Source organism: Paucisalibacillus globulus, from assembly GCF_900184735.1.
GTDB classification, from domain to species: domain Bacteria; phylum Bacillota; class Bacilli; order Bacillales; family Amphibacillaceae; genus Ornithinibacillus; species Ornithinibacillus globulus_B.
In genome coordinates this window covers 83,149-106,837 of sequence record NZ_LT855384.1, presented here as the reverse complement: position 1 = coordinate 106,837, position 23,689 = coordinate 83,149, and the positions used below count along the sequence as shown (strand labels likewise).

Genomic DNA, 23,689 nt, shown 5'->3' with positions numbered 1-23,689 from the left:
AAGACCCCGCAGCGGTGAACTTTCCGCGAGGAGGCTGAGGCCGTGCCCGTGGAAAGCGGAGTATTCTGCCGGAGCGGAATCATACCACTATACCCATTTATTTTTTGAGATTAGCAGTGGTTACCGCTCAGTTTCTTTAAATTCTGAGATTAACAACAATCAATAAAAAAATCATCCTTATTAATACTATTTGTATGTCCTTAATTTTTAGAATGTAAACAGAAAAAAATTCTGTTTTTCATCGAAACAACTAAATTCTTTTGAAAAATAAAAACCACAAGCACACTAAAGAATAGACTCTAGTATATCTGTGGTTTCTAGTTATTCATCTAAGATATTTTGTTGTTCTCTATTTTTCATTTCTTCTTTTGTGTAGATTAATTGCATAGGATTTCCACCGACAAAGGACCCTGCCGGAACATCTTTATGTACCAAAGTTCCGGCTGAAACAATTGCCCCATCCCCAATCGTAACACCAGGTAAAATGGTACTATTTGCTCCAATCAATACTTCATCACCAATAATTACCTCTCCAAGTCGGTATTCATTAATTAAGTATTCATGAGCAAGTATTGTCGTATTATATCCAATAACTGAGTTGTTTCCAACGGTAATCTTCTCAGGAAACATGGTATCTGGCATGACCATTAACGCAAATGCGGTCTTTTCTCCCACTTTCATGCGCAAAAATACACGATATAGCCAGTTTTTCATTCCTAAGAATGGCGTATATCTAGCAATTTGGATGATAATAAAATTCTTAACAACCTTCCAAAAGGATACCGTTTTATATATTTGCCAAAGTGAATTCGCATCTTTGACTGGATGGCGCTCTGTGTGCCTCATCATCTACACCCCAGTGATTTCAAGTAAATCCTTCATATCATGTAACATATAAGTTGGATGGTATTTCCTTAACACTTCTTCTCCCTTTAGGGACCAGGCTACTCCTGCAGTTTTAACACCTGCATTATGTCCTGACTCAATATCATGATGATTATCCCCCACCATTAACGTCGTTTCTGGATCTGCCTGAATATTCTTCATGGCACTTAATACTGGTTCTGGGTGTGGTTTCGCATTTGTTATATCATCAAGTGCAATAATCGTATCAAAGTAATCATAAATACCGGTTATTTTCATTCCTCTTATGGCAGTCCCACGCATTTTTGTTGTTACGATTCCTAATTGAATACCTTGCTTTTTTAACTTCTCCAAGGTCTCTTTTACATTTGGGAAGATCTTTACATATGCATCATGATGCTCGAGGTTATGCTCACGATAAGTGGTAATCATTGCCTCTGCTTTATCTAAATCAATCTTTTCAAAGGTTTCCTTTAATGGCGGACCATTGAAAGCTAGAATTTCATCATGGGTAAATTCAAGGCCGAAATGATTAAAGGTATGATAAAAAGACTCTGTAATTAATTTATTCGTATCAATTAATGTTCCATCAAGATCAAATAGTATTGTATGAATGTTCATTGGTGATTCCCTTTCTTTTACGTTGTTTCTCTTTTTTCCATAGGAATGAAATAACCATGGTCAGTAGAATAGCTGTAATTAATCGAATAATTAATAGTGGCCAAACTGGAATTCCTAATGGAATAAAAATAAGTGTATCTTCTACAACTGCATGGCAGGAGACAAGAAAGATTAACGCTAATGTCATATCTCGTTTTGAAACGCCATCTTCTTTAATTGCTTGAATCATTAATCCTGCCCCGTAGGCAAGACCAATTGTAAGTCCCGCAACTAATGTCATGGAAGTGTTCTTCTCCATACCGAGTGCTTTTGTCACTGGTGCAAATCCATTAGAAAGTTTGGACAGCCATCCTTTTTCACGTAACATTTGCATGACGATCATTAATGGAATAACAATAGTTGCAAGCTGAATGACGGCAATGATAGCAGTTTGTATACCATTTAGGGTAATCTCTCCCCAAGTCGTTAAGGTAGCCTGTTCTTGCGTTATGAAACCGTATTGAGCCATTTCTGCTCCACCATTCCAAACTAGGTTGATAACACTAGCAGCTATTAGAGCAAGCCCAATACGAACACCTACTATAATCCACCATTTAACGCCAACCTTCGATGCAACTGCAGACTCTATAAACAAATTATGAGAGAAAGAAAGCATGATCACCATAATGAAGACTTCTTTAACTGTAAAATCAAACGAAATAATGGCTCCGATTCCGGCATATAAATTCAATACATTACCTAATACTATCGGTACCGCTGCTTCCCCAGACAATCCGATTAACCCCATTAACGGACTGAGTTTCTCAATAACCCAAGGTAAGACGGGCGTATATTGAAGAATTGTCACGATTAATGTAATGGGAAAAATAACTTTACCTAATGTCCAGGTGGTTTGAAGTCCCTGCTTCAGACCGCGAGTAAAAATACCAGACATGTTTCGTTTCCCTCTTTTCAACGATGCTATTTTTTCTTTTTTGTATTCTTTTTCTTTCCAGTATTTTTCTTGTTATTTTTCTTCAAATCTACATCCTCATATCGCAATTTAACTGTTTTGTAGCGGTAAATAATAAAGAAAATAGCCCCAACAAAAAGTAATACAGAGATGAATTGTGCCGTACGTAGATTTCCAATAATATATAAGCTATCCGTACGCATTCCTTCAATAAAGAAACGTCCAACTGAATAAGCGGCCAAATAAGTTAAGAATATAGTACCACGGATTGGATTTTTACGTCGTAACCACAATAATAAAATAAGAACTAGTATATTCCATAATGACTCATAAAGGAATGTAGGGTAATAATACGTACCCTGTATACACATTTGATTCATAATAAAATCAGGCAGCAAATTATAATGTGTATCAATGACTGCTTGATTGGTAATAGGTCCACCATGAGCCTCTTGGTTCATGAAGTTACCCCAACGACCAATTGCTTGCCCAAGGATTAAACTTGGTGCAAGAATATCAGCCAACTGCCAGAACGGAATTTTCTTTACTCTAGTAAATACTACAGCAGTTAGAACCGCACCGATTAAAGCCCCGTGTATCGCAATTCCACCTTCCCATATTGCAAACACTTTCCACCATGGACCATCTGCATAACGCTCCCATTCAAACGTTACATAATAAATTCTGGCAAAAAGAATTGAAATTGGAATTGCAAATACTACTAAATCAACAATTAAATCTTTATTTACTCCTAACCGTTCAGACTCTTTCATTCCAATATAGAGTCCTATAAATGCTCCTGCAGCAATAATAACCCCGTACCAATAAATTGGTAAGGTTCCAATTTGCAAGAACACACGATCAAGCGATGGTGCAGTACAACTCATAATTCCACTCTCCTATTCCTATTCCTGTTCTTTTTCTTGTACAATCATATTGGTTAATCGTTCTGAGAACTCTTCTGCAGCATTGACACCCATTCGTTTTAAACGGAAATTCATCGCTGCAACTTCGATGATAACAGCTAAGTTTCTACCCGGACGTACTGGTATGGTAGCTTTCGGAAGATCAACATCCATAATTTTCATTTTCTCTTCATCTAATCCTAAGCGATCATATTGCTTTTTCGGATCCCATATTTCAAGATTAATAATCATCGAGATCTTCTTATGACTTCGAACTGCTCCTGCACCAAATAAGGTCATCACATTGATGATTCCTAACCCACGAATTTCCAATAAATGTTCAATTAATGGTGGTGAATTTCCAACTAATGTATCATAGTCTTCTTGTCTAATTTCTACACTATCATCGGCTACAAGACGATGACCTCTTTTTACTAGTTCTAGAGCTGTTTCACTTTTACCAACACCACTCTGGCCAGTAATTAACACACCAACACCATAAATATCTACTAGAACTCCATGAATGGCTGTAAACGGAGCAAATTTTGCTTCTAAATAATTTGTAAGCCTACTTACCACTCTGGTTGTTTTTCTCGGCGAATGTAGAATTGGTACACCTGAATTATTTGCCGCATCAATCATGACCTTTGGAATAGCCATGCCTCTTGAGATTACTATCCCAGGTGTAATATCTGTGCAAAGTTCTCTCATTCTGTCTGATTGTTCCTCGGGACTTAAATCAAGAAAATAGGTCATCTCTGTTCTTCCAATTAACTGAAGTCTTTCTTTCGGATAATATTTAAAATAACCTGTCATTTCAATTCCTGGGCGTGAAATATCACTTGTTGTAATTTCTCTATGTATACCTTCTTCACCAGCAACTAATTTCAAATTAAAGTTCTCTAGTAGATCTTTAGTACGTACAGTTGTTATCATTTAATCTTCCTCCATTACCAGTGCTAACTGTTTCTCATTGTAGCATATTTTAACAGTTGGAAGGAAAAAAGATGAATTTAAAGGAATAGGGAGAAAAGGAAAGAGCATAGGCTTTAGCCCATGCTCTTATTTAGAAGTCAGTGTATCTTTAACTAATCTATTCAGTAATAAATTTAAAATGGAGAGTATCACTGCAGCGAGTAATGCTGTACCAAAGCCATGAATGACAAAATCATCTCCAATTACACCTTGGGTAATCATTAAGGTTACTGCATTAATGACAAATAAGAATAGACCTAATGAAAGTATTGTAAAGGGTAACGTTAATAGGATTAAAATTGGTTTTACAATAATATTAAGAACACCTAAAATTAGTGCAGCTAACAATGCAGTAGTAAAACCTTCTAAATGAAAATTATCAAAAAGTTGTGCTACAACAATTAGTGCAATTGCGTTAAGGACTATTGATAATATACCTCTTAAAAGCAAAGTATCCACCACCCTTCATACTGTTTCATGTTAGTGTATTCGACATTAATGTAAAATTTTCCTTCTTGGGTTTGTCTTATTTTTAGTTTATTAACTTCATGTTGGAAAGATTCGTTTAGGATTGGATGTTTTGGTTTAATTGGGGGAGTGATGGTGTGTGTTGTGGGGATGGGGGTTGAGCGGCAACAGGGGTGAAGAGCGGGGGTGTCGGGCGGCACAAGGTATCAAGTCCCGGGTTCATACTTTTAATGATTGGTCACATGATTGTGAATAACGGACGATAGTTATCAGGTAAAGGACCATCCAAGCCATTTGCGGTCACATGAATGATAATATAGGTCACAAGATTTACTAAATCGGGAGCATGCTCAAGAACAACTAAGCACTTCTCAACCACTAACCCGAGAAGCACAAACCCCCCACACAGAAATGTGTAGGGGCATATCTTAATACTTCCAAATATAAAATGATTCATAACCCAATCTCTTCTTCGCTTCTTCTTTCAAATCATTATCCAAGCCTTCACTTTGGTTCCAGCTACGGATAACACCATTTGCTTGGGATTGATGACAGAGTATGGCATCCATCTTCTTATCAAAATTATCTCGAACATCATTAATGACTTCAGGATTTCCGAGTTCCTCTATATGTGTGTTGGTAATTGCTTGTGCCCAAACAGTTGGGCGTTTTTCTGGTTCCATTAACCGTACTGCTTCAACTGCCGCAGCTCCTAGTGCATTATGGTCAGGATGGACCCCATGTTCCGGATAATGTGTAATAACTAGGCTAGGTTCAATTTCTTCGATGATACCTTTCAAATGAACAGCTACTTCGTTTCGGTCTTCATATTCTAGTGTTTTATCTCGATATCCAAGCATTACTAATTCCATATCAAGGATTTTACATGCTTCGATTAGTTCTTTCTTTCTAATTTCTGGTAATGTTTCACGATTTGCAAATGTTGGATTACCCATGTTTCGGCCCATTTCTCCTAATGACCCACAAAGATAGGTAACCGGTACCCCTTGCTCACGAAACTTAGCTATTGTACCTGCTGCTCCAAATGATTCATCATCAGGATGCGGATATATAACAACAACATGCTTTTCCATTCTGTTCACCTCTTCCATTTCTTTATCAGTAATTAAATGGCGTTTCACTAATTTGCAAGGCAACCATTAAACGTCCTTCACGGTCATGGCCAGCCATTAGAAGCTTCTCACCTTCGAAAATTTCCCAGTCTGTTAATCCCTCTGCATAAATCCAGCCAATTTCCATTTTCAATCCTGCACGATAAGATTTGCCCTCACCTACTATTTTAGCTTGGTTAAAACGAACCTTGGCATTACGTATATAAACTCCTACATTATATGCTTTGGCATTTACATGACTTGCATAAGCACCATTCGTTGTTTCTAAGTGCACATATACGTCTTTATCTATAAAGCTTTCCAGTTTTTCTTGGACTTTATCAAGCTCAATTGGTTTCATTAGGCTTCCTCCTTACCTATCTATTTAAAACATTACCGAAACAACAAATATTCGTCAAAAGTTTAAACTTAGAACAGTAATTCTTATCGCTATGTAAGATAAGAAGGATGCCTAAAGGCCAACACCTTTAGACATCCTCCCATACTATTTTGAGCTAATTTCTTCTTTTTTCTTTAGGGCTTCTGCTTGTCTTTTAGAATCTCGCTCTAAGACTGGTTTTAAGTATCTTCCAGTATACGAAATTTCCTTTTCTGCAATTTGTTCCGGTGTTCCAGTGGCAATAATTTTGCCGCCACGTGCTCCACCTTCTGGTCCAATATCTATAATATGGTCAGCAGTTTTAATCACGTCAAGATTATGTTCTATAATTAACACGGTATCACCATTATCGACTAAACGCTGTAATACTTTCAGTAATCTACTAATATCGTCCACATGTAACCCTGTTGTTGGTTCGTCTAAAATATATAGGCTCTTACCATTAGTACGACGATGTAATTCACTGGCTAGTTTCACACGTTGCGCTTCTCCACCAGATAAAGTAGTGGCTGGCTGTCCAAGCCTTACATAACCCAATCCAACATCCACGATAGTTTGAATTTTCCGTTTAATTTTTGGGATATTTGCAAAGAACTCAGCCGCTTCTTCAATCGTCATATCTAGGACTTCTGCAATGCTCTTCCCTTTGTACTTCACTTCTAACGTTTCTCGGTTGTACCGCTGCCCATGACACACTTCACATGGGACATACACATCTGGTAAGAAATGCATTTCAATCTTAATAATTCCGTCACCCTTACAAGCTTCACAACGGCCACCTTTTACATTAAAGCTAAAACGTCCCTTTTTATAGCCTCGAACTTTAGCTTCATTCGTGGAAGCATATACATCACGAATATCATCAAACACACCTGTATATGTTGCTGGATTGGACCTTGGCGTACGTCCAATTGGAGATTGATCTATATTGATTACTTTCTCAAGATGCTCAAGTCCTCTAATTTCCTTATGTTGACCAGGAATTTGTTTACTACGATTTAAGTCTCTAGAAAGAGCTTTATAAATAATCTCATTTACTAGCGAGCTTTTTCCTGAACCGGACACCCCGGTTACTACATTAAATAACCCTACTGGAATCTTAGCGGAGACATTCTTTAGATTATTTTCCTTTGCTCCGATCACTTCTATATATCGTTTATCATGCTTTTTACGTTCTGCTGGAATAGGAATATATTTTTTACCTGCTAAATATTGACCGGTTAATGATTTTTCATTTCCCATGACTTCCTCTGGTGTTCCACTGGCAATTATCTGTCCACCGTGTTCACCAGCACCAGGACCAATATCAACTAACCAATCAGCCGCTAGCATTGTATCTTCATCATGCTCCACCACAATCAAGGAATTATCTAAATCACGCATTTCCTTAAGCGTTCCTATTAACTTGTCATTATCACGTTGGTGTAAGCCTATGGATGGTTCATCAAGTACATACAGAACCCCAGTTAAGGCAGAACCAATTTGAGTGGCTAAACGGATTCGTTGCGCTTCTCCACCGGAAAGGGTTCCGGCAGTACGAGAAAGTGTTAGGTAATCTAATCCAACATTATTTAAGAATTCTAGTCGGTTATTAATTTCTTTAATTAGCATCTTCGCAATCTGTTTTTCTTTTTCACTAAGGTCTAACTCTTGGAAAAAGTTCATTGCTTCTGTAATAGAAAAGTCTGTTACATTACTAATATGGATATTATTTACTTTTACTGCTAATGCTTCTTCCTTCAGACGATGTCCCTTACATGTTGGACAGTTCTTATTTCGCATGTACTTTTCAAGACTCTCACGAATGAAATCAGACGAGGACTCTTTGTAACGGCGGGCTACATTATTTAGTACCCCTTCAAAGTTGATCATATTATCACGGGTATGGCCAAATTCACTCTTATAATAGAAGCGAATCTTTTCCTTACCACTTCCGTATAGAATCTTATCCATTTGTTCTTTCGGAATATCTTTTACCGGCGTATCCATATCAATCTGATAATGATCACAAACTGCCTTTAAAAGCTGTGGATAATATTGTGAGCTAACAGGCTCCCATGCTGCAATTGCATGCTCATTTAACGTTTTCTCCCAGTCTGGAATGACTAAGTTAACATCAACTTCTAAGTTAGTCCCTAGACCATCACAAGTTGGACAAGCACCAAATGGGCTATTGAACGAGAATAATCTTGGCTCCAGTTCGCCAATAGAGAATCCACAAATAGGACAAGCATGGTTCTCACTAAATACTAACTCTTCTTCCCCCATAACATCGACAATAGCTTTTCCTTCACCGAGTCTTAATGCTGTTTCGAGAGAATCACTTAATCTTGCCTCTACTCCATGCTTGACTATTACACGGTCTACCACAACTTCTATAGTATGTTTTTTGTTTTTCTCTAATTTAATATCCTCCGTGACCTCTCGCATTTCTTTGTCCACACGAATACGAACAAAGCCCTCTTTTTTAAGCTCCTCTAGTACCTTTACATGCTCACCCTTACGTCCAGAAATCACTGGAGCAAGTAATTGCATTTTAGTTCGTTCTGGATACTCCATTATACGGTCAACCATTTGCTGAATCGTTTGGGATGATATCTCGATTCCATGGGTAGGGCAAACAGGGTGACCCACTCTAGCAAATAATAATCGTAAATAATCATAAATCTCTGTAACAGTCCCCACTGTTGATCGTGGGTTTCTGCTTGTTGTCTTCTGATCAATTGCAATTGCTGGGGATAGGCCATCAATTGTATCAACATCAGGCTTATCCATATTCCCTAAGAATTGTCGTGCATAAGCAGATAATGACTCCACATAGCGTCGTTGTCCTTCTGCATAAATCGTATCAAATGCTAACGATGATTTTCCTGAGCCAGATAGACCAGTTACAACTACTAGCTTATTTTTAGGTATAGATATATCAATATTTTTTAAATTATGTGCCCTCGCACCTTTGACATTAATGACTTTACTTGGCATTCAGGTCATCCTTCCGCTTTAAGTTCAAATAATACATCACGAAGTTCGGCTGCTTTTTCGAAATCAAGTGCTTTGGCAGCTTCTTTCATTTCGTGTTCGATATTTTGAAGAACTTTTTCTCTTTCTTTCTTCGTTAACTTGGATAGGCTCTTCGCCTTTTGTTTGTTTTCACTTTGGTCATCTGCTTCTAAAGTGGCACGGATTACGTCTCGGACATCTTTCTGGATTGTTTGTGGTGTTATATTATGTTCCTTATTATATGCCATTTGTTTCTCACGACGCCGTTCCGTTTCCTCAATTGCCTTTTGCATAGAGTCTGTTATCTTGTCTGCATACATAATAACCTGACCATTCGCATTTCGGGCTGCACGTCCCATTGTTTGAATAAGAGAGCGTTCAGAGCGTAGAAAACCTTCCTTGTCAGCATCGAGAATAGTAACAAGGGAAACCTCTGGTATATCCAATCCCTCACGCAGTAAGTTGATTCCAATCAGGACATCATATTTTCCTACCCGTAAGTCGCGAATAATCTCAATTCGCTCTAATGTCTTAATCTCACTGTGTAGATAGGCAACCTTAATCCCGATCTCTTTCAGATAATCCGTTAGATCTTCTGACATCTTCTTCGTTAACGTGGTTACAAGCACACGTTCATTCTTCTTCGTTCGTTCATTAATTTCACCAATTAGATCATCGATTTGTCCTTCGATAGGACGAACCTCCACAACAGGATCAAGTAAGCCAGTTGGGCGAATTATTTGCTCTGTCATATCTGGTGTATGTTCTAACTCATACGGTCCTGGAGTAGCAGATACGAAGATGACTTGATTCACTTTCTCATCAAACTCTTCAAATTTTAGTGGTCTATTATCCAGTGCAGATGGTAAGCGAAAACCATGGTCTACTAGAACTTGTTTTCTTGCTTGGTCTCCGTTATACATTCCACGAATTTGTGGTAATGTAACATGGGATTCATCGATTACGACAAGAAAATCTTTTGGAAAATAGTCTATTAGTGTATATGGAGTTGCTCCAGCTTCTCTAAGTGTTAAATGTCTAGAATAGTTTTCAATTCCAGAGCAAAATCCCATTTCTTTCATCATTTCTAGATCATAATTCGTTCTTTGTTCCAATCGTTGTGCTTCTAGTAATTTATTATTACTGCGAAGTTCTTCTAGTCGTTCTTCTAGTTCTTTTTCGATATTAGCAATTGCTAGTTTCATTTTTTCTTCACGAGTTACGAAGTGGGAAGCTGGGAAGATGGCTACATGCTCACGATCACCAATAATCTCTCCAGTTAAAGCATCTACTTCTCGAATTCTATCTATTTCATCTCCAAAAAACTCAATACGAATACAGTGTTCTTCACGAGAGGCAGGGATGATTTCTACCGAATCACCTCGAACACGAAAGGTTCCACGTTGGAAATCAATATCATTACGAGCGTACTGAATATCCACTAAATCTCGTAATAACTGATCACGGTCTTTTTCCATTCCCATCCTTAGTGATAACACTTGTGCTCCATATTCTTCTGGATTACCTAACCCATATATACAAGAAACACTCGCAACAATGAGTACATCATTTCGTTCAAACAAGGCAGAAGTTGCGGAGTGACGTAATTTATCTATTTCATCATTGATACTTGCATCTTTTTCAATAAAAGTGTCGGTGGAAGGGACATATGCCTCTGGTTGGTAATAATCATAGTAACTGACAAAGTATTCAACTGCATTATTGGGGAAAAATTCTTTAAACTCACTATATAATTGCCCTGCTAATGTTTTGTTATGGGCAATGACCAAGGTAGGTCGGTTAATTTCTTTTACAACATTAGAGACGGTAAACGTCTTACCTGTACCTGTTGCTCCTAATAATGTTTGGTGCCGTTGTCCAGCTAGAACTCTTTCAACAAGTTCTTCAATTGCTTTTGGCTGGTCTCCCTTTGGTTCATATTTTGAAACCAGTTCAAATTTATTATTTTCCAATGCCTTCCCTCCATCCTAAAACCTACTTTAATAGTGTATCATAATATACCACTATATTAACATAAATACGAACTAACATTCGATTGTTTTATATAGTTACATAGTACCTATTTTTCAATTAGTATTCAAGATTTTAGGAATTTTAGATATAACGTATATTAAATAGAAAATCAACCGCTTAACTTAGCCGTTGATTTCTCATTTAGCATTACATATTTCAAACAAAATATCGGATAATGGTTTTTTCTCTAGATGGTGATGATAGGTGTTTAGGTTTTGGTTGTACGTTGTTTGGCTTTCTTTATTTTGGAAGAATTGAACTATTTGTTGTTCGGTATGTTGAAATGGGTTTAGTTTGTTGGTTACTCCTAGTTCTTGTAATTCTAGCTCATTTACTTTTTCTTGTCCTGGGAGAGCGTTTATAGTGAAGATTGGTAACTTTTTTTGGAGGCATTCACTGACGGTGACACCCCCAGGCTTTGTTATGACTGCATCAACTTGATCGTACAGCTTGTTCATCTCATCTTTTTTCGTTATATACGGTATGGGTTCTATCAGTGGATGATTAAGGGATCTTAGCCTGTTATAAAGTTTTTTATTCTGCCCACAAAGTACCTTATATGATAATTCGGGATTAGTTGGGATTATTTTCTCCATAGCGCCTACACCCAAACTGCCCCCAGTAACTAGAACTTGATGGCGTTTATTAAGTGTTTTGTTCCGTTGGTCTTTAAAAACAGGATGAACGGGAATACCAGTCAGAAATATTCTTTCTTTATCAACTCCTAATCCCTCTAGAAACTCCTTCACTCTTATAGAAGGTACAAAATGATAATCAATACCCCTAATTCCCCAAACTCGATTCACGAAATAATCAGTATAGACATTGACTGTTATCGCGTGTAACTTTCCTTTTTCTTTTAAAATACTTGCGATGTTGGAAGGTAGGCAATGTGTACAAAAAACAATACGAGGCTGATTCTCTCTCACTAATCTCATAAAAAAAGATGTAAACATTGCTTCATACAATAATTGGCGAGAACGCTTTGTTTGGTTTTTAACAGCTAAGCTTTTGTAAAGTAAATCATATACTCCTGGCATCACTTTGATCCAATGTAAGTAAGTCATCGAAACTAATTTCTCTACCTTTCCATAACTATAAGAGAGAATATCAACTTTATCACAAGTCATTTCTTTCACAGTTCGTTGCAGTTCCTCTATTAACGCATCAGCAACATGATGATGGCCAGTTGGTATTTGCATAAATGGTAAAAAAAGCGCTTCGTCTTTTTGTTTCATATCCATTTCTCTCACCCTATCAAATTGGTTTAATCCCTTCATTTACCAATGCGTCCCTAGCTTCAAGCATGTTATAATCCTTTTCGGGGAGGTATTTAAATGACATATATTATTTCTGCTATTGTACTGATATTAATTAGTTTTTTCATATATAAAGCAAATCAAAATACAAAAGACGTTAAAATCAATAAAATTCAAATTTCTTCCAAACAACCTACCAAACAATCTAACCTATCCATCCTACACTTATCAGATCTGCACCTTGAAAATATATCGATTACACCAGAAGAACTAGCTAACAAGCTTCAAAATGAAAATCCGGATATCATTGCACTCACTGGTGACTTTCTTGATCGAAAGCGTACTATTCCAAAGTTAGAACCCTATCTAAAAGTTTTAAAAGATATAAACCCTAAACATGGAATCTATGCTGTTCTTGGTAATCATGATTATGTTTTAAATGATACAAATTTAAATAAACTGATAGAACTTCTATCCCAATACGACTGTATGGTTATGCAAAATACAAGTCATACCATTCAAGTTGATCAACAAACAATTAATCTAATTGGAATCGATGATTATAGTACAAAACGAAGTGACCTTATTAAATCGTATCAACAAGTAGAGTCCGGAATAAATATTGTGTTAACACATGATCCGAATATTGTACTTCATCTGGAAGATTATCCATTTGATTATTTATTAGCTGGGCATTTTCATGGTGGACAGATTCGCTATCCAAAAGCCTATCACCTTGTTAAAATGGGAAAACTACCTCGTTTAAATATGATTAAGGGACTTCACTCCCATAATAATTCACCATTTTATATTAGTGAGGGACTGGGCCAAACTGGTGTTAATATAAGAGTCGGAAGCCGTCCCGAAATCACTTTTCACGATATAGCAATCTAATCCTCTAAACCATACCGATTAACTAGCTCATCCTTCGACATAAATAAGTACATGGGTTCTTCATGTCTGGATGAGCTAGCTATATAATTTATCGGGGTAAAAGTCATCTGCTTATAAGTCCGGTACACTGGATTTGGGATTGTAATATTATCAAATCCAAGTCGTTTAGAACCATTATGTAGGCTCGTTATTCCAATTATTCCCTTTATATCATTGTAGCGATAATGATTCTTTACATATTTTGCTAACATTGGCATTGCTCTTTTTACCATGTGATAGATATAGACAGCACGTCTGGTGTCACTTGTCACAGCATATAATTCATTCATAATTTTTACATTATGTAGATGAATTTTTAGAAGTAAGTCATTCTTATGAATAACAGTACCGTCTTTTAATACCGTACTCCTCCCTTTATATCTTGTTAGTCGAACCCGGAATAATGTTCGATTTTTCTCCAGATCTTTTACATATTTTAATCTAGAAAATGAATAATACAGTGGATCTAATGTATTCCAAACCCCTAGTAAATAGCTTTTCATCCATATAATCTTCCTTCCTGTGATAAATGCATTATTAGTTTGCATGAAAAAAGGAATTTTATTAGGTAACTTATCGACTCTAGTTTTTGAATGATACTTTTTATAATTATTAAGGCAGTTTAAGCACGGTTTGTTGCTATTGAAAAGAAACTGCGCTGTTACGTCCGTTAATTTATTTGGGTAGTGGTAATATGCCGCTCCGGCATAATACTCCGCTTTCCGCGGGCCCGGCCTCAGCCTCCTCGAGGAAAGTTCACCTCTGCGGGGTCTTCGGACACGTGCTATTCCCGCAGGAGTCTCCGTATTCTGCCTGCTCTCGTTTAGTTTTCTAATTAATGTTAGAGGTTAAATAACGTATTTTAATAATTAAATGCTATTTATTTTATTCATTTACTTCTTACCAGCGAAGGAAATACACGGAGACTCCTGCAGGAGGATAGGCATCGGTGAGACCCCTAAAGAAGATAGCACGAGTAGGCTCACCAGCCGCCCGCGGCAAGGTAGACACTGTGAGGTACTTTCGAACAGAAGTCACCCCTGTGCTGGCAGTAAAAGCGGAGTGTATTTCCGTAGCGGGTGTGTTGCACCCAAATTAGATTATTAGCAGTGCACTTTCTATCTACTATTCACTAGATTATCCATCCGTAATAAAAACAATCTTAAAAATCAGCCAAACTAAAAAGTCCGTACCACGAGTTACGTGATACGGATTTCTTGTTACTTATTTAATTTTCCGATAAGGTTCACCGGCAAAAATTAAGCCTAGTTCGTGGTGATCGCCCTCATACATGGCGCTTTGTATAAAGCGAATCTCTCCATTATTATTTAGCAATTCTACTTTAAAGAATGAACCTGTTTCTTGAAGCGCCTCATACAGCTCGTCTTCACTTTGGATTTTATGGCCATTTACCTTTGTTATAGTTTCACCGATTAAGATATTCAATCTGTCTGCCGGGGATCCTGGAATAACACTTAATACCTTCAATCCATCATTCGTATGATTAAAAAAAGGACTTCTAGTGTGATCTTCAATCCGGAATCGATAATGAATAAACTCTCTACCTAGAATAGCAACAACAACTGCAATAATCGTTAGCCAGGAAATAGATATACTTCCAATTGCAATGGCCAGGATAATTACTGCTAAGCCTAGTAGTTTCATTGCTAATCGATTAGCAACTTCATATGGCATGCTTCCCCTTACAGGAAACTCAAATCCTAATACAAAAGGAATAAGAACTAATGCATAATCCTCTCCCCCAATAGAGAGAAACGGCCAATAATCCGCAAATGGTTCAATTAAACCAGGTGGAACTAGTGTAAATAAAGGAATGATAGAATATTTCTTGATCCAATGTCTTCCAACCCAGCTCCCTCTTTCCCCACGTACCAAGCCAGGAAAAGTTTCATTCTGCCTAATCCTACTGAGAAAATGTGCTTCAACAAATAACAGTAACGCTAATAATATTGCAAGTGACGATAAGTTAATCTCCCCATCAATTGGGAGAAATTCTGATAATAAAGGGGATAACATAAGAATTAAAATTGTGATCCCAATCGTATAACTAGGTGAAAGCAATGTAAAACGGAATGTTAGGGTTAGTATAATAGTAACAATACTTAAAATAATAATAGCTTCGTACGAAATAACCATACCGACACCGATTATAATAAGTGAATAAAAGATACCTATAATTGCCGAAAATCCCCAAGTATCTTTCCACTCCGTTAATACATCAAATACCTTTGTTCCAAAATATCTTCTTTCCTGTTTTATTCTTTTAATGCCGACTAAAATAATAAAAATAATTGACCAGTATAATAGCGGGTTTAGAAATAACTTTCCAACCCCTTTTGCAATCTCTAATAACCAATCTTGTACCATCCATTATCACCTTCCAACTGCAGTCCCAATAAATCTAATTATAACCTTATATATTCGCCATTTGTCGAACTTTTTCCTGCTTATTTTCGGAAAACATTTATCTGAAAGTAATTGTTCTGTTTAGAAAAACTAAGGGATTCAATCAATCTATTGCAAATCTGTTAGTTTTTTATGCCAGCTATACTTTCTTAACTCCGAAAAAAGAAAAGAGGCTGGGACAAAAGAGTTTTAGTTGATTAAAATCCGAACGAACAAGAAAAGCGCATAGACCCGCTCCGGAAATATACTACGCTTTTACTGTCAGCACAGGGGCGACATCTGTTCGAGAGTACCTCACAGTGTCTACCTTGCCACGGGCGGCTGGTGAGCCTCCTCAGAGCTACGGCTGGTGAGCCTCCTCAGAGCTAAAGCTCTTCCGGGGTCTCACCGATGCCTATCCTCCCGTAGGAGTCTCCGTATATTTCCGGAGCTGATGTGGTGTTTCGTTCAGGTTCTCAACTTATACTTTTTGTTATGTCCCAGCCTCTTCTATACTTATTGATAAAGTACTTCTAAAGCTTTATCCAATTGTACATCATCTTCTCCGCTGCGGATTTTCTCAATTATTTTTGCTTCCATCATACCAGCGGTTTCTTGATCTACTTTACCTGATACTTCTAAATCATTGTCTTCTTGGAACTCTTTAACCGCATCCTCAGTAACTTTATCAAAGTATCCATCTGTTCGTTCAATGGTATAATCTAAACCTTTCAACATTAGTTGAATATTTTCTACATTTGTTCCTGTGTTATCGTATACTAATGGTTCCTCAATTTGTACAGGGTTAGTATAGAAATATTCTGGTTGATCGACCTCTACTGTCGGTTCAACTCCAACATCATGTATCCAATTCCCCTCTGGCGATAGCCATTTAAAGAAGGTTAATTTAATAGTACTACCATCACCTAGTGGAACTGCTTGTTGTACAGTTCCTTTACCGAAGGAAGTGTGTCCGACCACATCATAACCAATCTCTTTCATAGCAACTGCCAGAATCTCTGATGCAGAAGCACTACCTTCATCGACTAAGACGGTAATTGGATAATCTTTTTTATCTTTTAATTTCGTATAATACGGTTGTTTGTTACCTTGTTGATCTTCTATTTGGATATATGGGGTATCCTTTGGAATAAAATTCATTAATATCTCTTCTACTGAATTTAATAAACCGCCTGGGTTACCACGAACATCTATAACTAAGCCCTGCATACCCTCATCTTCTAAAGCCTTTAATTGTGTATTAAAATCTTTGGAAGTTGTTTCAGCGAAGTTAGTAATTTCAATTACTCCTGTCTTCTTCCCACCCAGTGTTTTCATTTCTGAATACACTGTTTCAATAGGAATAGTGTCACGTGTAATTGACACTTCAAAAGGTTCAGTAGTTCCTGCACGAAGGATGGTTAACAGTACTTCAGAACCCTTTTCACCACGAATTAACGCTACTGCTTCGTTTAAATTGAATCCTTCTAGAGACTCTCCGTCAACCTCAAGAACTTGGTCATTTGGTCTAAGTCCTGCTTTCTCTGCAGGTGAGTCTTTAATTGGGGCGACAATGGTAACTAATCCATTAACCATGCTAACCTCGGCACCTATACCTTCAAACGAAGCTTCAATTTGTTCATTAAAGCTTTCCATTGTTTCAAGGTCCATATACGTACTATATGGGTCACCTAGTGTTGCAAGCATTCCTTCTATAGCACCTTCAATTAACTGTTGTTCCTCGGCGCCTTCTAAGTAATTATCCTTAATTATATTGTAGGCTTGAGCAACTTTCTGCCATTCCCCAGGTACCTGAGTGTCTTTGTCCTTATTCTGTTCGTTATTTGGGTCTTTCTCTTCCTTATCATTTCCAGAAATGTTCTGCACTGCTTGATCAGGTGTTGCGATTGATACGCCAGCATAAGCACCAATAAATCCTAGAATTAAGGCACCTACCAAGATAAGTGCAATATGTATTTTATTCAGTTTCATTTTATCACCCCAGTAATAGTTATATGTAAGGTAGCTATCTAAAACACTCAAAACCTAAAATTCATATAAACTTTCTCGTTAAGAGCCTAACTACTACTTATTCTATAATCATATAGGAAAATGGGAAAACACGCCAAACTTTTTTGTTTTTGTTCGGTTAAAGTTACAAAATTTATCAACAAGGAGGAGACAATCATCTTCCAACCAACAAAAAAGACACTACACAACTTTTGTGTAATGTCTTCATTTTTTACGGCAAGTAATTGATTGGGTTTACCGCGCTTGTAGTGGCAGGATTTACTCCTCGATAACGATTTAAATGAATCTCAAAGTGAAGGTGTGGACCTGTAGAATCACCTGTAGATCCAACATAGCCAATAACTTGTCCTTGTTCAACTTGTTGACCAGGACTAACAGCTATACTTGACATATGTGCATAGTTTGTCACATATGTTTGACCATCGATAATATTCACAATCATTACATGGTTTCCGTAAGAATTGTGATACTCTGCTGTACTAACTACACCAACACCTGCACCAGATGAGTAGATTGGAGTACCTTGCGGGGCACCAATGTCAACTCCACCGTGATAATTCTTGGTAAAGTATATTGGATGCACTCTCCAACCAAAATTTGATGTTCTCGAACCGGAAGCTGGCCAGATAAAATTACCGGTTCCAGCATTAGGACTACTTGCATTTGTATTAGAACTTGTGTCTTCTTTCTTTTTTGCTAATGCTGCCAATTGTTGCTCTGCTATCTGTTGAGCTTTTTTTGCAGCTTCTTCTTGTTGAGCCAGGAATCGTTGCTCATCTTCTAAAGTAATTACATATTGCTCTAAATGATGCTGTTCTTCCTCAAGCTGAGCTAGTAAACTTTGTCTTTTAGCCATCTGTTCATCTAATTGACTTTCCAGTGCAACAAGCTCACTTTTCTGTCCTTCTAAGGCTACCTTTTTATCCTCAACATCTTTTCGTTTTGCTTCTATATCCTTTTTATTACTCTCTACCGCTAATTTCTTATTTTCTACTTCTTTTTTATCTTTTGCTAATGATTCAAGGATTGCCTTATCCTGTTCCATCATTATATTTACTGCAGCTGTTCTTGAGATAAAATCAGAAAAACTTTTAGAACCAAGTATTACCTCTAAATATCTCAAGGCACCGCCGCTTTTCTGAATGGTGCGAAGACGTTCTGTAAGTAATTCTTCACGATCTGTGATTCGTTCCATTAACACTTCGATTTCTTCTTTTAACTGTTCAATTTGATTCGTTAACTCTTCAATCTTAGCAGTTAATTCATTGATTTCTTTATTCGTTGTATCAATTTCGCCCTGTTTAGCTGTAATCGATGCTTTTGTATCATTTAATTGTTGATTGATGGAATCAATCTGACTTTGAACAGAGGCCTGTTCATTCAAATTCTCTTCAATCTTTTCTTCTGTTTCACTTTTATTGCTTTGAATTTCTTTCTTTTGGTCACCTAGTTCTAGTTGCTCTTTCTCTAGTTCCTCGATTTCTTGCTTAATTTCTTCCTCTGTTTGAGCAGAAACAAAGTTCCAATCAAATGAAACAGTACTAAAAGCCGTGAGGGCTATTAATAAAGATATTCCAAACTTTCTTTTCATTTTTTCCCCTGCCCTTCAAGTAATCTCGTAATCTAGCATTATCAACTATGTAATAAGTACTAAAACCCCACCAATTCAACATAAATCATGAGAATAGTAAGTAGGGCTCTTAGTACCAATAATTAATTGGTTTAGTTTTCTAGTTGTTTGGGTATTATACTTTTAAGAACTTACGGACACTCATCAGACTTCCCCAGATTCCAATACCAGCACCAACAACTAAAATGATTGCAGATAACTGCCATGCAAATGGGTTAAATGGTAGAATTTCTACAAATCCGATAGAACTCATACTACCAATACTAGATTCAATTAATTTATAAGCTGATAACACAACTGTCATTGGAATAATTGAACCTAATACGCCTAGTAGTAGTCCTTCAATAAAGAATGGCCCACGTATAAAGCTATTTGTTGCTCCAACTAATTTCATAATCCCAATTTCAGTACTTCTGGCCATAATCGTTAATTTAATTGTGTTGGAAATTAGGAAGATAGCTGTCAATACAAGACCAGCAATCAAAATAATACCAACTGTTCGTGCGTAATCTGTAAATTTAAATAGGTTTTGAGCAACTTCTTGACCATATGATACGGAATCAACGGCATTTAATTTAGCTACTTCTGTTGCAATTCGATCTGTGTCATGTGGATCTGTAGCTTTAATAATATAGGCGTGGTTTAATGGGTTTTCTTGCTCATATAACTCCCAAACTTCTCCACCTTCACCCATGCTATCAATTAAACTATTTAACTCTTCGTCCTTAGATGAGAAGATAACATTTTCTACACCGGAAACTTTTTCTAAATCCTTGCCTAGTGCAATAACATCTTCATCGTTTGCTGCAAGGTCAATGAGAACTTTAACCACTACATCGTCTTCGATTTTCTCTGCCATATGATTTAAATTCAAAATCAGACCAAGAAATGCACCAACTAAAAGTAATGTCATCGTTACTGCACCGACAGAAGCTACGGTCATCCAACCATTCCGTGCTATATTTTTAAAACCTTCTCGAAAATGTCTTTTAATTGTTCTAGCTTTCATAACCGTAGTCACCTCGCTGTTCGTCCCTTACAATTAAGCCATCCTCAATTGCAATTACACGCTTCTTGATTGTGTTTACGATTTCTTTACTGTGTGTAGCCATAATAATGGTTGTCCCACTGTTATTGATTTCCTCAAATACTTTCATAATCTCCCATGATGTATCTGGATCTAAGTTACCAGTTGGCTCATCCGCAATAACAATCTTAGGTCTATTGACGATAGCCCGTGCAATAGAAACACGTTGCTGCTCACCACCAGATAGCTCATTTGGAAAGAATCGTGATTTATTTTTAAGACCTACTAAATCAAGTACGTCCATAACACGTTTACGTATATTACGAGGTGACTCCTCGATTACTTCTAAAGCAAATGCCACGTTTTCATAGACTGATAGCTTCGGCAATAGGCGGAAATCTTGGAAGATAACCCCTATATTTCTACGAAGTAAAGGAACTTCTTTTTCCTTGATTTCACTAATATCTCTATTATTGATTCGCAATAAACCACGTGTTGGTTTAATTTCACGGTACATTAACTTAATAAATGATGATTTCCCTGCACCACTTGGTCCAACAATATATACAAATTCACCTTGTTCTATTTCTACGTTAATACCATTTAAGGCTGTGACACCATTTCCATATGTTTTATATATGTCCTTCATTAAAATCATGTTTAATCACCTTTACATAAATTAGTCAAAAAGACTTATTTTGTTCGAGTTTCTAATTCATTATAACATCTTTCAACAACTTTTTTTGACAAAAAAATATTACATTTATGTTTCAAAGGTGAAAATAATGTCGAAGTTTGTAGAAAAACGGGCTTAAAAAGGGATTTTAGGAAGAAAGTCTTATTTTTGTGCAAAATAAAAAGACTTAAACTGCTTCGTACAGTTTAAGTCTTTGCATAATAATAAATTACTTTTTCTCGCCTAACCACTCTGCTAAAGTTTGAATTTCATCATCAGATAATCTTCCACTAAATGCTGGCATTCCACCGTCTTTACCATTTGCAATGATGTCTTTCAATTCATCAACAGAATATTCTGCTCCAACTGCAGTAAGATTTGAACCTGCACCACCAGATAAATCAGCACCATGACATGATGCACAGTTTGATTCGTAGATCTCCTCTGCTGAAGCAGTAGTTGTTTCGCCACTTTCTTTACCAGAATCACCAGTTGCTCCGTTGTCGTCACCATTATCGTCACCACCACAAGCACCTAGTACTAATGCTGATCCAAAAAGAATAGCAAATAACCATTTTTTCATTGAGAAATCCCCCAATCCTTATTTAGAATTACTAGTCAACTTTAGTATATCCCTTATATAAAAATATACTAGTCACAGAATTGCCATAATTTGGCTAGACATGAAGTATTATCAAGCCTGATGGCACTTTTTGACAAAATTAGTAATTATACTATAGCTCTTCCCAATATTGGATAGAATTAAACAAGTTGAGGGTGACACTTTAAATAGTGAGTTAAAGTGTTTACCTTTATGTACCAATGTGACCAATTACGAAAAGGTTGCACCCATTTCGGGGATACTTGTGACCGTGTATGTAGCCCTTGCGACTATTTTCGGTTATCTTGTGACCATGATTGAGTTCCTTGTGCCCAAATTCAATTAGCTTGTGACCATATATGAATCCCTTGAGCCCATTACCAAATGGCTTGTTACCATGTATGAATCTCTTGCGCCCATTACCAAATGGCTTGTAGCCATGTATGAATCCCTTGCGCCCATTACCAAATGGCTTGATACCATGTATGAATCCCTTGCTCCCATTACCAAATGGCTTGTTACCATATATGAACCCTGCGACCAAAACCAAAAACCCCCCAGCCGCAACTGACTGGGGGGTTCATTCACTAAATCTGTGATCGTAAATATGCATCTATAAATGGATCAATTTCTCCATCCATAACGGCTTGGGTGTTTCCTACTTCTACGTTTGTTCGATGGTCTTTTACCATTGAATAAGGGTGGAACACATACGAACGAATTTGACTACCCCAACCAATCTCTTTTTGTTCTCCACGGAGGGCTGCTAGTTCTTGTTGTTGTTTTTCAATTTCTAATTGATATAGTTTTGATTTTAGCATCTTCATGGCTGCTTCTCTGTTTTTAATCTGAGAACGTTCATTTTGGCATGTAACCACAATATTCGTCGGAGTGTGTGTGATTCTAACTGCAGAGTCTGTTGTATTGACATGCTGTCCACCTGCACCACTCGCACGATACGTATCAACCTTAATATCTTCCGTTCTAATCTCAATATCCACATCATCTGACATTTCTGGCGTTACATCACAAGAGACAAAGGAAGTATGTCTTCGGCCAGAGGAATCAAATGGAGAGATCCGAACCAAACGATGTACACCTTTTTCAGCTTTTAGATAACCATAGGCATTATGCCCTTTAATTAATAATGTAACACTCTTTATCCCTGCTTCTTCTCCAGGTAAATAATCTAGTGTTTCCACAGAAAAATTACGATGGTCAGCCCAACGTTGATACATACGTAATAACATACTAGCCCAGTCTTGTGACTCTGTACCACCTGCACCCGGATGCAATTCTAAGATTGCATTATTTGCATCATATGGTTCACTTAATAACATTTGTAGTTCAAAGTCATTAATGTCTTTCTTTAATGAGCCAAGCTCTTCTTCTAAATCAGCAAGTAATTCTGCATCATTCTCCTCTTTAGCTAGCTCATACGTCACTTCTAGATCTTCATGTCGACTAAAAATGTCTTCAAAGGAATTTACAAACCCTTTTAAGCCATTCGCTTCATTAATAACAGTTTGTGCAGCATTTTGATCATCCCAAAATCCTGGGGCTGTCATATCATGCTCTAATTCCTGAATACGAGCTTTCTTTGCATCTAAGTCAAAGAGACCCCCTAAATTCCGCAATGCGGGTATTCATATTGTCTAATTCATGTCTAATTTCACTAAATTCCATCTTGTCACCTCTAAGTTATTATAATGATTATGGACTTATCTATCCATGTACTGCCTTTTATACGCGTACGACATTATCATGCATGATGTTTTCGATAAAGTATACATGC

The 23,689-nt window shown here is 37.1% G+C and carries 22 protein-coding genes; 1 reads left to right on the top strand and 21 read right to left on the bottom strand.

Annotated features, from left to right (window positions below; genetic code table 11):
• Nucleotides 1–321: 321 nt before the first annotated feature.
• The 12 genes from BN999_RS00650 to BN999_RS00595 form a co-directional block, all read right to left on the bottom strand.
• Entirely contained in the window at nucleotides 322–846 is a 525-nt protein-coding gene (locus tag BN999_RS00650) for an acyltransferase (RefSeq protein ID WP_096269459.1), read from the bottom strand.
• Between the two features lie 3 nt (nucleotides 847–849).
• A complete protein-coding gene (gene ppaX, locus BN999_RS00645; protein WP_096269458.1) occupies nucleotides 850–1,485 on the bottom strand; it encodes a pyrophosphatase PpaX in 636 nt (211 codons plus the stop codon).
• Nucleotides 1,460–2,419 (bottom strand): nucleoside recognition domain-containing protein, encoded by a 960-nt coding sequence (locus BN999_RS00640; protein ID WP_096269457.1) that lies wholly within the window; start codon nucleotides 2,417–2,419, stop codon nucleotides 1,460–1,462. Before BN999_RS00640 ends, ppaX begins: the two co-directional genes overlap by 26 nt.
• A 26-nt stretch (nucleotides 2,420–2,445) precedes the next feature.
• Entirely contained in the window at nucleotides 2,446–3,324 is an 879-nt protein-coding gene (gene lgt / locus BN999_RS00635; protein WP_096269456.1) for a prolipoprotein diacylglyceryl transferase, read from the bottom strand.
• Nucleotides 3,325–3,342: 18 nt separating this feature from the next.
• A complete protein-coding gene (gene hprK / locus BN999_RS00630; protein ID WP_096269455.1) occupies nucleotides 3,343–4,278 on the bottom strand; it encodes an HPr(Ser) kinase/phosphatase in 936 nt (311 codons plus the stop codon).
• A gap of 126 nt (nucleotides 4,279–4,404) precedes the next feature.
• Nucleotides 4,405–4,767 (bottom strand): phage holin family protein, encoded by a 363-nt coding sequence (locus BN999_RS00625; protein WP_096269454.1) that lies wholly within the window; start codon nucleotides 4,765–4,767, stop codon nucleotides 4,405–4,407.
• Nucleotides 4,768–5,023: 256 nt separating this feature from the next.
• Entirely contained in the window at nucleotides 5,024–5,164 is a 141-nt protein-coding gene (locus tag BN999_RS20420; RefSeq protein ID WP_217988451.1) for a hypothetical protein, read from the bottom strand.
• Between the two features lie 49 nt (nucleotides 5,165–5,213).
• A complete protein-coding gene (bshB2, locus tag BN999_RS00615) occupies nucleotides 5,214–5,879 on the bottom strand; it encodes a bacillithiol biosynthesis deacetylase BshB2 (RefSeq protein ID WP_096269452.1) in 666 nt (221 codons plus the stop codon).
• Nucleotides 5,880–5,904: 25 nt separating this feature from the next.
• Nucleotides 5,905–6,258, bottom strand: coding sequence for a YojF family protein (locus BN999_RS00610; protein ID WP_096269451.1), 354 nt, complete (start codon nucleotides 6,256–6,258; stop codon nucleotides 5,905–5,907).
• A gap of 144 nt (nucleotides 6,259–6,402) precedes the next feature.
• Nucleotides 6,403–9,279, bottom strand: coding sequence for an excinuclease ABC subunit UvrA (uvrA, locus tag BN999_RS00605; RefSeq protein WP_096269450.1), 2,877 nt, complete (start codon nucleotides 9,277–9,279; stop codon nucleotides 6,403–6,405).
• Between the two features lie 5 nt (nucleotides 9,280–9,284).
• Nucleotides 9,285–11,270: an excinuclease ABC subunit UvrB gene (gene uvrB / locus BN999_RS00600; protein WP_096269449.1), complete on the bottom strand. Its 1,986-nt coding sequence runs from the start codon at nucleotides 11,268–11,270 to the stop codon at nucleotides 9,285–9,287.
• A gap of 198 nt (nucleotides 11,271–11,468) precedes the next feature.
• Nucleotides 11,469–12,569 (bottom strand): MGDG synthase family glycosyltransferase, encoded by a 1,101-nt coding sequence (locus BN999_RS00595; RefSeq protein WP_096269552.1) that lies wholly within the window; start codon nucleotides 12,567–12,569, stop codon nucleotides 11,469–11,471.
• A gap of 99 nt (nucleotides 12,570–12,668) precedes the next feature.
• Here BN999_RS00595 and BN999_RS00590 point away from each other — a divergent pair, with 99 nt between their 5' ends.
• Entirely contained in the window at nucleotides 12,669–13,484 is an 816-nt protein-coding gene (locus BN999_RS00590; RefSeq protein WP_096269448.1) for a metallophosphoesterase, read from the top strand.
• On the opposite strand, the gene BN999_RS00585 is transcribed toward BN999_RS00590, so the two are convergent.
• The 9 genes from BN999_RS00585 to prfB form a co-directional block, all read right to left on the bottom strand.
• Nucleotides 13,481–14,026: a YkoP family protein gene (locus BN999_RS00585; RefSeq protein WP_096269447.1), complete on the bottom strand. Its 546-nt coding sequence runs from the start codon at nucleotides 14,024–14,026 to the stop codon at nucleotides 13,481–13,483. The two genes, BN999_RS00590 and BN999_RS00585, sit on opposite strands and share 4 nt — an antisense overlap.
• Nucleotides 14,027–14,747: 721 nt before the next feature.
• The gene (locus tag BN999_RS00580) at nucleotides 14,748–15,911 is read right to left on the bottom strand and encodes a PDZ domain-containing protein (RefSeq protein WP_096269446.1); all 1,164 of its coding nucleotides are present in this window, start codon (nucleotides 15,909–15,911) and stop codon (nucleotides 14,748–14,750) included.
• 534 nt (nucleotides 15,912–16,445) lie between these two features.
• Nucleotides 16,446–17,921: a S41 family peptidase gene (locus tag BN999_RS00575; protein WP_096269445.1), complete on the bottom strand. Its 1,476-nt coding sequence runs from the start codon at nucleotides 17,919–17,921 to the stop codon at nucleotides 16,446–16,448.
• Between the two features lie 250 nt (nucleotides 17,922–18,171).
• Nucleotides 18,172–19,551, bottom strand: coding sequence for a murein hydrolase activator EnvC family protein (locus BN999_RS00570; protein ID WP_096269444.1), 1,380 nt, complete (start codon nucleotides 19,549–19,551; stop codon nucleotides 18,172–18,174).
• A gap of 154 nt (nucleotides 19,552–19,705) precedes the next feature.
• Nucleotides 19,706–20,599 (bottom strand): permease-like cell division protein FtsX, encoded by an 894-nt coding sequence (gene ftsX / locus BN999_RS00565; RefSeq protein WP_096269443.1) that lies wholly within the window; start codon nucleotides 20,597–20,599, stop codon nucleotides 19,706–19,708.
• Complete coding sequence (ftsE, locus tag BN999_RS00560) at nucleotides 20,589–21,275, bottom strand: cell division ATP-binding protein FtsE (protein ID WP_096269442.1); 687 nt, start codon at nucleotides 21,273–21,275, stop codon at nucleotides 20,589–20,591. Before ftsE ends, ftsX begins: the two co-directional genes overlap by 11 nt.
• 247 nt (nucleotides 21,276–21,522) lie before the next feature.
• Complete coding sequence (gene cccB, locus BN999_RS00555) at nucleotides 21,523–21,876, bottom strand: cytochrome c551 (RefSeq protein ID WP_096269441.1); 354 nt, start codon at nucleotides 21,874–21,876, stop codon at nucleotides 21,523–21,525.
• 229 nt (nucleotides 21,877–22,105) lie between these two features.
• Nucleotides 22,106–22,438: a hypothetical protein gene (locus BN999_RS00550; protein WP_096269440.1), complete on the bottom strand. Its 333-nt coding sequence runs from the start codon at nucleotides 22,436–22,438 to the stop codon at nucleotides 22,106–22,108.
• A gap of 43 nt (nucleotides 22,439–22,481) precedes the next feature.
• Nucleotides 22,482–23,580, bottom strand: a protein-coding gene (prfB, locus tag BN999_RS00545) for a peptide chain release factor 2 (RefSeq protein ID WP_255247361.1) whose coding sequence is annotated in 2 segments (ribosomal slippage) — nucleotides 22,482–23,516 and nucleotides 23,518–23,580 — 1,098 coding nt in all. Because the reading frame shifts where the segments join, the coding sequence is not laid out codon by codon here.
• Nucleotides 23,581–23,689 lie beyond the last annotated feature (109 nt).

Coding starts and splice junctions, on each gene's coding strand:
- ftsE (WP_096269442.1), bottom strand. CDS start 21,275: ATGATTTTAATGAAGGACATATATAAAACATATGGAAATGGTGTCACA.
- hprK (WP_096269455.1), bottom strand. CDS start 4,278: ATGATAACAACTGTACGTACTAAAGATCTACTAGAGAACTTTAATTTG.
- BN999_RS00640 (WP_096269457.1), bottom strand. CDS start 2,419: ATGTCTGGTATTTTTACTCGCGGTCTGAAGCAGGGACTTCAAACCACC.
- bshB2 (WP_096269452.1), bottom strand. CDS start 5,879: ATGGAAAAGCATGTTGTTGTTATATATCCGCATCCTGATGATGAATCA.
- ftsX (WP_096269443.1), bottom strand. CDS start 20,599: ATGAAAGCTAGAACAATTAAAAGACATTTTCGAGAAGGTTTTAAAAAT.
- cccB (WP_096269441.1), bottom strand. CDS start 21,876: ATGAAAAAATGGTTATTTGCTATTCTTTTTGGATCAGCATTAGTACTA.
- uvrA (WP_096269450.1), bottom strand. CDS start 9,279: ATGCCAAGTAAAGTCATTAATGTCAAAGGTGCGAGGGCACATAATTTA.
- BN999_RS00585 (WP_096269447.1), bottom strand. CDS start 14,026: ATGAAAAGCTATTTACTAGGGGTTTGGAATACATTAGATCCACTGTAT.
- BN999_RS00650 (WP_096269459.1), bottom strand. CDS start 846: ATGAGGCACACAGAGCGCCATCCAGTCAAAGATGCGAATTCACTTTGG.
- BN999_RS00610 (WP_096269451.1), bottom strand. CDS start 6,258: ATGAAACCAATTGAGCTTGATAAAGTCCAAGAAAAACTGGAAAGCTTT.
- lgt (WP_096269456.1), bottom strand. CDS start 3,324: ATGAGTTGTACTGCACCATCGCTTGATCGTGTGTTCTTGCAAATTGGA.
- BN999_RS00595 (WP_096269552.1), bottom strand. CDS start 12,569: ATGAAACAAAAAGACGAAGCGCTTTTTTTACCATTTATGCAAATACCA.
- ppaX (WP_096269458.1), bottom strand. CDS start 1,485: ATGAACATTCATACAATACTATTTGATCTTGATGGAACATTAATTGAT.
- BN999_RS00580 (WP_096269446.1), bottom strand. CDS start 15,911: ATGGTACAAGATTGGTTATTAGAGATTGCAAAAGGGGTTGGAAAGTTA.
- BN999_RS00570 (WP_096269444.1), bottom strand. CDS start 19,551: ATGAAAAGAAAGTTTGGAATATCTTTATTAATAGCCCTCACGGCTTTT.
- BN999_RS00590 (WP_096269448.1), top strand. CDS start 12,669: ATGACATATATTATTTCTGCTATTGTACTGATATTAATTAGTTTTTTC.
- BN999_RS00575 (WP_096269445.1), bottom strand. CDS start 17,921: ATGAAACTGAATAAAATACATATTGCACTTATCTTGGTAGGTGCCTTA.